The organism is Nitrosospira sp. TNL300 (assembly GCF_055385915.1).
Genome location: NZ_AP041005.1, coordinates 2,336,179 through 2,348,675 on the forward strand (window position 1 = coordinate 2,336,179; position 12,497 = coordinate 2,348,675).

Here is a 12,497-nt window from a genome sequence, read left to right on the forward strand (position 1 = left end):
GTCAATGCGACTTTTTGTAACGTCGGAATATAGCAAACCGCAAAAAGAGCCTCTCATCACGTCAGACGCGCTGCCTGCCCGCCAGCCTTTCATCCATTTCATTTGGAGTACAAGTTACCCGCGCTTTCCGGCAGAAAAAATCTGTCGCGGGCGCAAAAACCGTCAACGCCTGCTCGATCCGACCTTATGTGGGAAAGCGAACAGAGGCGCGTAGCCAAACTGTAGAAGATTGCCCTCACGCTTATCGCAGGGATAGCTCCGACTGATCTGTTCCATTTGCGATTTGCGGCAGGCTCGATTAGAACGTTCAGTAATTGCTACTCTATCCGACAGTTTCTTTCGTGGACGACAGTTTCTTTCATGGAGAACGGCATATGAAAAACGCATACAGGGGCTTCGATCTCAATACTGCCGAATTTGATAATTGGCTTGAACCTGCCACCACCAGGATGGTAAAGCATGCAAAATCAAATAAAAACAAACTCTGGGGTGACTTCGAGGGTAGCCGGATAAACCGAAAGAAAAAGCGCGAGGCCAGATCCGACTTGTGGGCGAAATAGATAGCGATTTTTTCCTGAATCAGCAAGCCCTTCGACAGATTCTGAGCACAGGCTTCACCTCCCTCAGAAATTGTCGAAGTGACTGACATCCCTGATATCTTCGATATCCTTGTTCAGCCGGCTCAGCATCTCCACTGGTTCAGTCGCCTGGGTAACAGGTCTGCCAATAACAAGATAATCCGATCCGTTTTCAATCGCCTGGCGAGGGGTTGATATTCTCCGCTGTTCGTCCGGAGAACTATCGGCTGGCCGTATTCCCGGCGTGACCAGACAGAAATCCGCACCCATCGCCTTTCTCAGCCTGGACGCCTCGAGCGCGGAACATACGACTCCGTCCAGGCCGCAATCCCGTGTGAGCGATGCAAGACGCTGCACCACGTCCTGCGGTTCGCCCTTCAGACCCACCTCATCGAGATCGCTCTGATCCATGCTGGTCAGCAGTGTCACTGCGATAAGCCTCGCTGATCCCGGCGGCACGGCTTCACGCGCTGCTGCCAGCATTCTTCTTCCACCCAGCGCATGCACGTTCATCATCCACACTCCCAAGGCTGCGGCTGTCCTGCACGCATTTGCCACCGTTGTGGGAATGTCGTGGAATTTCAGATCGAGGAAGATCTCGAAACCTTTACTCATCATCGTTTCCACCAGCTGCGGCCCGGCAGCGGTGAAGAGCTCTTTGCCAACTTTAAGCCGGCATAGCGAGGGATCCAGACGGGCTACAAGGTTGAGTGCGGACGTTGAGTCCGGAAAATCCAGGGCGACGATAATACGGGGATCATTCATATGCAATTTATCTGGAACGGAAATCACAGGAAAATACAGTTGATTTACAGATGAACGTCCGGGACGTCATATTTTCTCCGGTATGAGGCGAGTTGCCGTCTTTGCCTGAATACGATGGCAAGGAAGCCTGCTGCGCCAAGCGCCACCCCGAGCGCAAAGAAGAACAATATTACCAGTACCAGCGGTGCCGTCCATTCATAACCGAAGTAATAATAAAGCGTTACCGGTTCGACATTTCTCACGGCAAAGCCCAGCAGGAGGAGAAACAGCACAATCCGCAGGAACCATATCAGATAACGCATGATCAGTTTTTCCGGAAAAGAACTCGGTTGACATCAGGAGCATTGCTCAAACCAGGACGACACCGCGCAGGCAATCGGCGAGCGCACCTGCATAAAAAAAGCGGCATGATCTTTCAATCATGCCGCCATTATATCCATCCGTTCAATTCGCGTTTTTCAGTTTTTCTGATCCACTCGCTCCCTCATTTCCTTTCCTGCCTTGAAATGAGGGACGTATTTTTCCGGTACCCGGACTTTTTCTCCCGATTTCGGATTGCGCCCGACACGCGGGGGACGATAGTTCAGATCGAAACTGCCAAATCCGCGAATTTCAATACGCTGCCCTTGTGACAAACTCTTCGCCATCGCGTCAAGTATAACCTTGACTGCCAGCTCGGCATCTTTTGTTCCCAGTTGAGGATGGCGAGCTGCAAGCCTCGCGATCAGTTCAGACTTTGTCATGACGCCCTTTATTGTTCCGTATTCTTAACATCCATCTTGGCTTTGAGCAAAGCACCCAGACTGGTGGTTCCGGCGCTGGCGGATGCGTCACCTGCCACCTTCTGCATCGCGTCGGATTCCTCCGCCATATCCTTCGCCTTGATGGAAAGATTAATGCCACGGTTCTTGCGATCGACGTTAATGATCATCGCCTCGACCACATCACCTTCCTTCAAATGAGAGCGAATGTCCTCAACCCGGTCGCGAGACACCTCTGAGGCGCGCAGGTAGCCTTCGACATCATTCTCGAGTGAAATCACGGCGCCCTTCGCATCAATCGACTTTACCGTACCTTTGACAATGCTGTTCTTGTCGTGAACCGAAACAAAGCTGTTGAAGGGATCACCTTCCAGTTGCTTGATGCCAAGCGAGATACGCTCGCGCTCCACATCGATGGACAACACGACTGCCTCGACCTCGTCACCCTTCTTGTAATTGCGCACGGCTTCTTCGCCCGGCTGATTCCAGGAAAGATCGGAAAGATGCACCAGTCCGTCTATCCCGCCTTGCAATCCGATAAAGACGCCGAAATCCGTAATGGATTTGATCTGGCCACGCACCTTGTCGCCTTTTTGATGATTCATGGCGAAATCTTCCCAAGGATTCACTTTGCACTGCTTCATGCCAAGCGAGATGCGCCGCCGTTCCTCGTCGATCTCAAGAATCATCACTTCCACTTCATCGCCCAATTGCACCACTTTGGACGGGTATACGTTCTTGTTGGTCCAATCCATCTCCGAGACGTGCACGAGGCCTTCAATGCCTTGCTCGATTTCAACAAACGCGCCGTAATCGGTAAGATTGCTGACTTTGCCGAACAGCCGGGTATGGGGCGGATAACGCCGTGACAATCCTACCCACGGGTCTTCAGTCAATTGCTTCATGCCCAGCGAGACGCGGTTTTTTTCCTGATCGAATTTGAGGACTTTCGCGGTTACTTCATCACCTACGCTGATGACTTCGGAGGGATGCTTCACACGCCGCCATGCAAGATCGGTAATGTGCAGTAAGCCGTCTATGCCTCCCAGATCCACGAATGCGCCGTAATCGGTGATATTCTTGACAATACCCTTGACGATGGCGCCTTCGGTCAGGTTGGCGAGCAACGTCTGGCGGTCGGCGCCCTGGGTTTCTTCCAGCACTGCGCGGCGAGACACCACTACGTTGTTTCGCTTCCGGTCAAGTTTGATAACCTTGAATTCCATCTCCTTGTTTTCGTAAGGAGTCGTATCCTTGACCGGCCGGATATCCACCAGCGAGCCGGGCAGAAAGGCGCGAATGCCATTGATCATGGCAGTCAATCCACCCTTGACCTTGCCGCTCACGACACCCGATACGATGGCGCCGTTTTCCATCGCAGCTTCCAGATCATGCCAGGCGGTAAGGCGCTTTGCTTTGTCCCGTGACAGGCGGGTTTCGCCATAGCCATCTTCCAGCGCCTCAATGGCGACACTGACAAAATCGCCAGGCTTGGCTTCAACTTCGCCCTTGTCGTTCTTGAATTCGTCGACGGGGATGAAACTCTCTGATTTGAGTCCGGCGTTTACGACTACGATGTTGTAATCGACCCGGACGACCTGTGCGGTGATGACTTCACCGATACGCATTTCCTGACGGGAAAGGCTTTCTTCAAATAACGCTGCAAAACTTTCGGAAGAATCGACAGCGGGGGAAACAGTAGCCATTGTAAAAACCCTGATGTGGGTCCCATCAAAACCGGCAGATTTTCATGGGGTTAAGGTTAATAATAACTGCCCTGGATAGTTCTCTTTTTTTTGAGAGCCTATAACGATATGGCAGCACTCGTATTACGTATTACCGACGTTTCAACTGCTCGGACATTCGAAATATCCGGCTTCAACTGCACTTCCTGCTCTGGTTCATCTTGAATCCAGCTGCCCGGCATTCGATGCGATTGAATGTGAAAAAACACAAAATGGTCCGGGAAATGGATTTTTTACGTGTTCCTGTCACTCAGGAGCGCTTGAAGCGAAGCGAGGGCAAGCTTATAGGATTTGACGGATAGAACCTCTCTACACGACATGCTCAAATGGGTCCTTTTGCAGAAATTTCAGCGTACAGACTCAATACGCGATCTACCGCCTGGTTGATGTCGAGTGAAGTGGTATCCAGCAAGTGTGTCCCTGCGCCCAATTGCAATGGCGCAATGCTGCGATTGCAATCCCGCGCATCACGCTCCCGTATGTCCTGCAAAAGGGTGGCAATATTAGCACCCATCCCTTTTTCCATCAACTGCTTATAACGCCGCTGAGCACGTGTTTCAGCAGTCGCCGTAAGAAATACTTTGAGAATGGCAGCGGGAAACACAACCGATCCCATGTCGCGACCGTCGGCTACCAGACCCGGAATCTGGCAGAATGCGCGCTGCCGTTCCAGCAGCGCCGCGCGAACGAGAGGATAAGCGGCTATTCTGGACGCCGCATTGCCACATTCTTCCGAACGTATTGCATCCGTGACGTTTTCATTGTCCAGGCGAATCTCCGCATCTGCAAAAACGACATTCAGGTGTGCAGCGACTTCACTCAGCGCATGCTCATCCCCCAGCTCGATTCCCGATCGCATTGCGGACAGCGCCGCCAGACGGTACAGCGCGCCGCTGTCCAGATAGTGAAAGCCGAGTTTTGCGGCGACCCGCTGCGCTACGGTGCCCTTGCCGGAAGCAGAAGGACCGTCAATCGCGATGACGGGAATATCCTGAATATTCTTATCGTTCATAAAATATCAAAAGAATCGACCGGGGCGGCGAATTTACCCTGGGCTGGATCGGCATGGGTGATGGCCGCAAATTTTTCGAAATAATCAGGAAACGTCTTTGAGACACACTGGGGATCATTGATTCGAACAGGCGCGCCAAAAGACACGAGAGAAAAGCACATTGCCATGCGATGATCGTCATAGGTATCAATAGCTGCATTCGCCGCCAGCTCCCCGGCGGGCGGCGTGATTTGCAGAAAATCGTGCCCTTCCTCCACTTCTGCGCCGAGTTTGCGCAATTCCTGCACCATGGCTGCAATACGATCGGTTTCCTTTACGCGCCAGCTCGCGATATTCCTGAGAACGGTGTTTCCCTGCGCGAACAAGGCTGTCACTGCAAGCGTCATCGCTGCATCCGGAATATGGTTGCAGTCGAGATCGATTGCTCGCAGCCTACCGGCTCCGGGAGCGCCTGCTTCGATCCAGTTATCGCCAAATCTGATATCCGCCCCCATCTGCTCGAGCGCCTCAGCAAAGCGAATATCTCCCTGGACACTATCACGTCCTATGCCTTCGACCCGTACGGGCCCTCCCCCGATAGCGCCGGCCGCAAGAAAATAGGAGGCGGAGGACGCATCACCCTCGACGAATACCTGACGAGGGCTCCGATAGCGCTGGTCTGGAGATACAGTAAAGCGCCGCCAGCCCTCCCGCTCCACCTGCACCCCAAAGCGTGCCATCAAGGCGATGGTAAGATCGATGTAGGGTCGCGAAATCAGTTCCCCTGTCACGATGATGGCCGGCAATACATCCATTTCTGTTCGCAGGAAAGGCAGCACCATCAACAGGGCAGTAAGGAACTGGCTCGATACATTGCCCCTTACCGTTATTTCTCCAGGATGGATCTGCCCGGGTCTGATCTGGAGCGGCGGGAAACCTTCCTTCCCGAGATAGGTAATATTCGCGCCTACTTGACGTAGGGCGTCGACCAGATCGCCAATGGGGCGTTCATGCATTCGCGGCACGCCAGACAGGCAGTAGTGTCCTTGAGCAAGCGCCAGCACGGCTGTCAATGGACGGAAAACGGTACCTGCGTTCCCTAAAAACAGGTCCGCTTGCGTTGTAGGAAAACGAAGGGGAAACTGGCTCCCCACCCCCTGCACGCGATAATGGTCTTTACCAATCTGAAGGATGGATACACCCAGAGTGGAAAGCGCATCGAGCATGCGGGCAGTATCATCGGAAGCCAGCAGGTCGCATATATCGGTTACTCCCTCCGACAGCGCGGCAAGTAACAAAATTCGATTGGAAATGCTCTTTGAGCCAGGCAAGCGAACGATACCCTGAGCACGTCCGACTACCGGCAGGTCAATAAATTTCACACGCTGCCTTAGGGAACCGCTGAACAAATCCTCCGCAGAGCGCGTTGCTGTCAAAATCGGGATGATCACGAGGCGCGCGACGAAGGTCGTAGCTTGGACTACGATGCCAAGGAGCGCAACGAAGTGAGCGCCCGATTTTGCTGCAACCCGGATGGGATGGAGCTTTGCGGGCGATCTGCTTTGTCAGGCTCCTAGCGAAGGGGGTCAACCATTCGCGTCGTCGCCCTTCGCGCATCTCATCCCGCAAAGCCACCGTCGCGCCTGCGAGGGATTTGTTCAGCGGTTCCTTAGGGATTGTCTTCATCGATAAACAGCCAGTCCGGCGATAAAACCCGCTATTATAATCGACCTCCAATTCCGAATAAATAATAAGCACAATTGGCTCCCGGGAAGCAGATCATGCTCGAATCTCCAGTATCTCCTGGACAATCCGTGTATGGAAGGACGCATTGACATTGAAAATGGCGCACTGGTTCAAAGATAATTCCCAGACCATCGGCGTCACGCCGCTGGTCCGGCTTAATCGCATTACGGATGGCGCCCCGGCAACGGTACTGGCCAAGATCGAAAGCCGTAATCCCGCTTATTCTGTAAAATGCCGTATCGGCGCGGCAATGATCGAAGACGCGGAGCATCGCGGACTGCTTTTTGCCGGAATAGAACTGGTGGAACCTACCAGCGGCAATACGGGCATCGCCCTTGCTTCTGTTGCGGCTGCGCGCGGCATACCACTGACATTGACCATGCCCGAAACCATGGGTCTCGAACGCCGCAAGCTGCTTCTCGCTTACGGGGCAAAACTGGTTCTGACCGAGGGCGCACGGGGCATGAAAGGCGCGGTGGCGAAGGCCGAAGAAATCGTTGCTTCCGATCCAGGCCGATACCTCCTGCTTCAGCAATTTTCCAACCCGGCCAACCCTGCCGTTCACGAGCGCACCACGGGACCGGAGATCTGGAACGATACCGACGGGGCAGTCGATATTTTTGTTGCCGGCGTGGGCACGGGAGGCACCATTACCGGTGTTTCGCGATATATAAAGGGGACGAAGAAAAAGTCCATCATCTCGGTCGCCGTTGAGCCCGCTGCCAGCCCGGTGATCACGCAGCATCGGGCTGGCGAACCGCTGAAACCCGGACCTCACCGAATTCCGGGAATTGGCGCAGGGTTCATTCCTGCAAATCTGGACCTCTCTCTCGTGGATGATGTACAGCAGATCAGCAATGAAGATGCGATTCACTATGCACGTCGCCTTGCACGCGAAGAAGGCATTATTTCGGGGATTTCATGCGGCGCAGCGGTTGCAGCCGCGTTAAATCATGCGAAGCGAGCGGAAAGCGCCGGAAAAACCATTGTTGTCGTTCTGCCGGATTCAGGAGAACGCTATCTGAGCTCCAACCTTTTTGAGGACGTATAGGAGGCTCAGGAATAGCCAGGTTGAGTGATAATAAATGTAAATGAAGGAGTATTTCTGATTGAAACGAACAGGGCTGGAAATTGGCGGCGTAGTGTCCGAATTGCGTGCACTGCGGCTCAAATCCCTGGAAAACCGACAGAGACGCGACAGGCCCCCCAAGCTTCCTTCCCGCAAGGTGCTGGTCGGCATTGCGGATGGACTAAGAGCCGTGTTGTTTCCCAATCGTCTGGGAATGCCCGATCTCACCAATGAAAGCGTCGATTATTATGTGGGCCACACGCTCGATGTAACGCTGCGGGAATTGATGGTGCAGGTGCGCCGTGAACTGCGCTTTGCTAGTGATGCGGACGCGACAGGCAATTCTGAAAGAGAGCGGGCAGCGGGAATTACGCAAGCCTTTGCCCAAAGGCTGCCGCATATACGCAGTTTGCTTGAAAGCGACATTCAGGCAGCCTATGAAGGAGACCCGGCTGCACGAAGCGTAGATGAGGTTCTGGTATGCTACCCCGGAATTACCGCCATTACCTATTACAGGCTAGCGCATGAGTTGCACCGGCTGGGCGCGCCATTGATCGCCAGAATGATTTCTGAAATTGCTCATTCTTCCACCGGCATCGAAATCCATCCCGGTGCGCAAATCGGCGGATTCTTCTTTATAGACCATGGCACGGGTGTGGTTATCGGCGAGACCGCCATCATCGGCGAACATGTGCGCCTGTACCAGGCTGTCACCCTCGGCGCCAAGCGCTTTCCAGTGGATGAGCATGGGGCCTTGGTAAAAGGCAATTTGCGTCATCCTATCGTCGAGAATGATGTCGTCATCTACGCTGGCGCGACGATCCTGGGACGCATCACCATCGGCCGAGGCTCGACCATTGGCGGGAATGTATGGCTCACCCGCAGCGTGCCTCCTGGCAGCGTCATTTCCCAGGCGCAGACACGCAACGAGGTGTTCGATGGCGGCGCCGGCATCTAGTCCCGGCTGCGGGCTACGCAAATCTGCTCGCAAAACACCTCGCCATCATCCCGTGAGGCGTGAAATATCCGGGCTCAGGCTTCGTTGCGGAAAGCTGTCGGACTGCAAATGCTGAAGCACTTCGGTCTTGCCGGGCTTTTTATCCTGGAAAAGCAACTTCGCGGCGTCAGTTCCGCAATACCACGGTTTCGGTGGTTGACGCTCGCACAGGCAATATTTAGACTTGTGGAAAAAAAACAGGTACAAACACCGCAATGAGTTCCTCAAGCAGGACAGCCACCCTACCCGATATCATGTGCCCAAAATGCATCAAGTGCGGGAGCGAAAGAACGCACCATTCTCGCGTGCGTCCCGGCGAGCGAACATTGAGTATGCTGTTCCTTCGACCTGTACGTTGCCGGCAATGCAAGGAGCGCTTCTGGGTGAAAAATCCGAATGCCTTTCTTGCATTGGGAGGAGTGCTGTTCATCGGCGCATTGCTGATTACAACGGTCTGGCTGATCATAGAGCACAACATGGCTGATCCCTATGCGGGACCCGCCGCGGAAACTGGAACCGAGGATCCTGTTGATCCTGTTGCCCCCGCGGCCAGCAAACCGCAGAATGGCCAGGAAGCACTCCTCGGCCCGGCACCGGGGACGCGCAGAACTCATGACATCAACCAGTCGTCCGGAAGCATCACTCCTTCCGCTCCTGCGCGAAATCCCATGGAGGATCATCGTTTTACCGTTCGGCTATATCAGGAGGCAGCGATTAACGGAGACGCGGATTCCCAGTACAAGCTCGGGCTGCTGTATCTGACGGGGAACGGCGCACTCCAGGACTTTGCCGAAGCTGCAAAATGGCTCCAACTGGCCGCAGAGCAAGGCTACGGGCCCGCACAATATGAGCTGGGCCTCATCTATCGCAATGGATATGGCCTCCCTACGGATCATGTGCAAAGCTATGTATGGTTGAATCTTGCAGCAGCCGCCGGCGTCCAGCAGGCCATGGCAGCCAGGGATGAAGTCATGCGCGCGCTAAGCAGCAAGCAACTGGCGCAGGCACAGAAGATTTCCCGCGAGTGGCTGGCGGCACGGACCGGACCGGAAAGGGGAAAAGAGGCTGACCGGGTTGAATCAGCACCCCACAGGCGTAAACAATAACTGCTAAACAACGCGCCGCTGAATAGCACGTCCTTCCCTTCACCAGAACAACTGACTGCCAGGGAGCTATCCTGGATAAATGATTCGCAGTTCAATTGCCAAGTCAAGAAGGGACACTTCATTTCATGAAAACATGAAAATTCGTCCAACATTTCTGATGAAGAGGAAATCCTCGTGAGTGAAACTTTCGACGTTATTATCATCGGCGCCGGTACCGCAGGATTGGCCGCTCTCAGGGAAGTGAAGAAGCGGACTGACAATTTCGCCATTATCAATGATGGTCCCTGGGGGACAGTCTGCGCGCGCGTCGGGTGCATGCCTTCCAAGGCATTGATCGAGGCTGCAAAGGCGTTCCATCGCCGCACCTCCTTTGAGGAATTCGGAATCCATGGAGCAGATTGCCTCATGCCGGATATTGCAGCTGTCCTGCGACGTGTGCGCCGACTGCGGGATGACTTTGTCGCCAGCACGCTGAAGGCGACGGAAGTGCTGGGAGAGCGAGCCATTTCCGGGCGTGCGCGTCTTCTTGAAACAGGAAGGCTCGAGGTAAACGGGCGGCAATTGCGCGCTCGGCACATTATCATTGCCACTGGCTCCCGACCGTTTGTACCTTCTCCCTGGCTTGCACTCGACAGGCAGATCCTGACGACTGACGCGTTATTCGAACAGAAAACCCTTCCCGATCGTGTAGCAGTCATAGGCCTGGGGGCGGTAGGCGTGGAAATGGCTCAAGCGCTCGGCCGGCTTGGAATCGAGGTGATGGGGTACGATAAAAGCGACACCGTCGCCGGTTTGAGTGATCCGAAAGTCAATGCGGTTGCGGCAGAGCTTCTTGCAGACGAGTTCAGGGTACATCTGGGCAAGCAGGCTGATCTCCGGGTAGCTGATGGAGATATGCGGGTGTGTGCCGGGACACAGGAAACCGCGGTCGATGCTGTTCTTGCCAGTCTGGGCCGCAGGCCTAATATCGAGAATCTGGGACTGGAGACGCTAGGCATCCAGTTGAATGAAAGAGGGCTGCCCCCTGTTGATCCCCATACCATGCAGATAGCAGACCTGCCGGTTTTCATGGCAGGGGATGTGAGCGGCATGAGACCTCTATTGCACGAGGCAGCGGACGAGGGCCACATTGCAGGAATCAATGCCACCCACCCCGCTCCCATTCGCTTTGAGCGCCGCACACCGCTTGCGATCGTGTTTACCGATCCCGGCATAGCTATCGTCGGTAAAAAACATGCCTCTCTCGCCAGCGGAACATTGGTCGGAGAAGTGCGTTTCGAACGCCAGGGCCGGGCGCGCATGGCGCAACGTAACGACGGCATTCTGCGAATTTATGCCGAACCGGACAGTGGCAGGCTGCTTGGAGCGGAAATGTGCAGTCCCGATGCGGAGCACATGGCGCACCTTCTGGCACTGGCGATCGATCGCTCACTCACCGTGCATGACATGCTGCGCATGCCCTTTTATCATCCCGTCCTGGAAGAAGGTCTGCGGACTGCATTACGCGAGCTCTCGAAACAACTTCCCCGCTGCCGCGAATCCGACCTTGCAGGCTGTGAGGCATTCGGCGCACAGGCGCTGGATTGATGCAACACGGACGTTACGCTGCGGATTTCGATATTTCATCAGCATATTACCGGAACTCCGGCATGAAGTTCGAGGTACCAGAACGGATATCGAAAGCGTACAAATGCAGTCAGTGCCAGAACTTAATATTTACACAGGAAGTCTTAGCTCGGGAATAGCGGAAGGGAAAACCTGATGAATGAATTCGCATTTGCCAGAGTGCTGCATGTCCTGGGAGTTGTGCTGTGGATCGGGGGTGTCGCCATGGTGACAGCGGTGCTGTTTCCCATTATGGCGAAAATGAAATCCGCAACCGAGCGAACGGAATTTTTCAGTCGCATCGAAAACCGTTTTGCTCCCCAGGCGCGCTGGACAACACTGATCGTGGGTCTGAGTGGCTTCTACATGGTACATGTTCTCGACGCCTGGCATCGTTTTACTGATATCCGCTTCTGGTGGATGCACGCCATGGTTGCTGTGTGGCTGATCTTCACCCTGATGCTGTTCATAGTGGAACCCCTGGTATTTCGCAGGCAGAAGGCAAAAATGTCTCAACGCGATCCCGCGAAGGCTTTCGCACTGGCGCAGCGGATGCACTGGATATTACTGAGTTTAAGTCTCGTTACCGTTGCCGGGGCAGTGGCCGGTAGCCACGGCTGGATGCTGCAGGGAGGATAGGCATGAGTTATGCAGCAATAAAAATAATCCATGTCGGCAGCGTTATAATAAGCTATCTTTTGTTTTCATTGCGCAGCATCTGGATGATCCAGGGAGCTGCTGGCTTGAAACAGCGCTGGGTAAAAATTACACCGCATATAGTGGATACAGTACTGCTTGCGAGTGCTGTTGCGCTGGCTATCCGTATTCAACAGGATCCGATACATGACTCCTGGCTCAGCGCCAAGGTCGTCGGGCTGCTGCTGTATATCGGTCTGGGCATGACGGCGCTAAGATTTGGAAAAACGCGCAAGGCAAAAATATCCGCATGTGTCGCAGCCCAATTCGTATTTATTTACATCGTACTGGTCGCCCTGACAAAAAATCCCGCAGTTTTTTCCCCCATCTCGTAAGAAACTGGGTCGCAGGCCTTGCATTTTCCGAAAAATCTTTCAAAATGCCCTGCCAATGCTCTCCGAGCGATTGCTGTGTCTTACATAAAACGTAGTGTTATTT

13 protein-coding genes are annotated in these 12,497 nt (G+C 54.1%); 7 read left to right on the plus strand and 6 right to left on the minus strand.

The genetic code is table 11. The annotated features are described in order from the left end of the window. Positions 1–374: 374 nt before the first annotated feature. Complete coding sequence (locus ACZ5BW_RS10630; RefSeq protein ID WP_074974727.1) at positions 375–560, plus strand: hypothetical protein; 186 nt, start codon at positions 375–377, stop codon at positions 558–560. A 63-nt stretch (positions 561–623) separates the two neighbouring features. On the opposite strand, the gene pyrF is transcribed toward ACZ5BW_RS10630, so the two are convergent. The 6 genes from pyrF to aroA all read right to left on the minus strand — a co-directional run bounded on the left by pyrF (position 624) and on the right by aroA (position 6,222). Further along, positions 624–1,343, minus strand: a complete 720-nt coding sequence (gene pyrF, locus ACZ5BW_RS10635; RefSeq protein ID WP_464539708.1) for an orotidine-5'-phosphate decarboxylase — start codon at positions 1,341–1,343, stop codon at positions 624–626. 44 nt (positions 1,344–1,387) lie between these two features. Continuing rightward, positions 1,388–1,645, minus strand: a complete 258-nt coding sequence (locus tag ACZ5BW_RS10640) for a LapA family protein (RefSeq protein WP_464539710.1) — start codon at positions 1,643–1,645, stop codon at positions 1,388–1,390. Positions 1,646–1,801: 156 nt separating this feature from the next. After that, complete coding sequence (locus ACZ5BW_RS10645; protein WP_011381373.1) at positions 1,802–2,086, minus strand: integration host factor subunit beta; 285 nt, start codon at positions 2,084–2,086, stop codon at positions 1,802–1,804. Between the two features lie 8 nt (positions 2,087–2,094). Continuing rightward, positions 2,095–3,810 carry a 30S ribosomal protein S1 gene (rpsA, locus tag ACZ5BW_RS10650; RefSeq protein ID WP_464539712.1) on the minus strand — a complete coding sequence of 572 codons (1,716 nt, stop codon included), beginning with the start codon at positions 3,808–3,810 and terminating at the stop codon, positions 2,095–2,097. A gap of 361 nt (positions 3,811–4,171) precedes the next feature. Continuing rightward, on the minus strand, positions 4,172–4,861 hold the full coding sequence (gene cmk, locus ACZ5BW_RS10655; RefSeq protein WP_464539714.1) for a (d)CMP kinase: 690 nt from the start codon (positions 4,859–4,861) through the stop codon (positions 4,172–4,174). Then, positions 4,858–6,222 carry a 3-phosphoshikimate 1-carboxyvinyltransferase gene (gene aroA, locus ACZ5BW_RS10660; RefSeq protein ID WP_464539716.1) on the minus strand — a complete coding sequence of 455 codons (1,365 nt, stop codon included), beginning with the start codon at positions 6,220–6,222 and terminating at the stop codon, positions 4,858–4,860. Before aroA ends, cmk begins: the two co-directional genes overlap by 4 nt. A gap of 461 nt (positions 6,223–6,683) precedes the next feature. Here aroA and cysK point away from each other — a divergent pair, with 461 nt between their 5' ends. From cysK to ACZ5BW_RS10690, 6 genes are all read left to right on the plus strand, one after another. After that, on the plus strand, positions 6,684–7,637 hold the full coding sequence (gene cysK, locus ACZ5BW_RS10665) for a cysteine synthase A (protein WP_464543692.1): 954 nt from the start codon (positions 6,684–6,686) through the stop codon (positions 7,635–7,637). Positions 7,638–7,695: 58 nt separating this feature from the next. Further along, positions 7,696–8,613, plus strand: a complete 918-nt coding sequence (gene epsC, locus ACZ5BW_RS10670) for a serine O-acetyltransferase EpsC (RefSeq protein WP_464539718.1) — start codon at positions 7,696–7,698, stop codon at positions 8,611–8,613. 422 nt (positions 8,614–9,035) lie between these two features. Beyond that, entirely contained in the window at positions 9,036–9,758 is a 723-nt protein-coding gene (locus ACZ5BW_RS10675) for a tetratricopeptide repeat protein (protein ID WP_464539720.1), read from the plus strand. A gap of 174 nt (positions 9,759–9,932) precedes the next feature. Next, complete coding sequence (locus ACZ5BW_RS10680; protein WP_464539722.1) at positions 9,933–11,345, plus strand: dihydrolipoyl dehydrogenase; 1,413 nt, start codon at positions 9,933–9,935, stop codon at positions 11,343–11,345. Between the two features lie 174 nt (positions 11,346–11,519). Beyond that, complete coding sequence (locus ACZ5BW_RS10685; protein ID WP_464539724.1) at positions 11,520–12,002, plus strand: hypothetical protein; 483 nt, start codon at positions 11,520–11,522, stop codon at positions 12,000–12,002. A gap of 2 nt (positions 12,003–12,004) precedes the next feature. Next, complete coding sequence (locus ACZ5BW_RS10690) at positions 12,005–12,394, plus strand: SirB2 family protein (RefSeq protein ID WP_464539726.1); 390 nt, start codon at positions 12,005–12,007, stop codon at positions 12,392–12,394. Positions 12,395–12,497 lie beyond the last annotated feature (103 nt).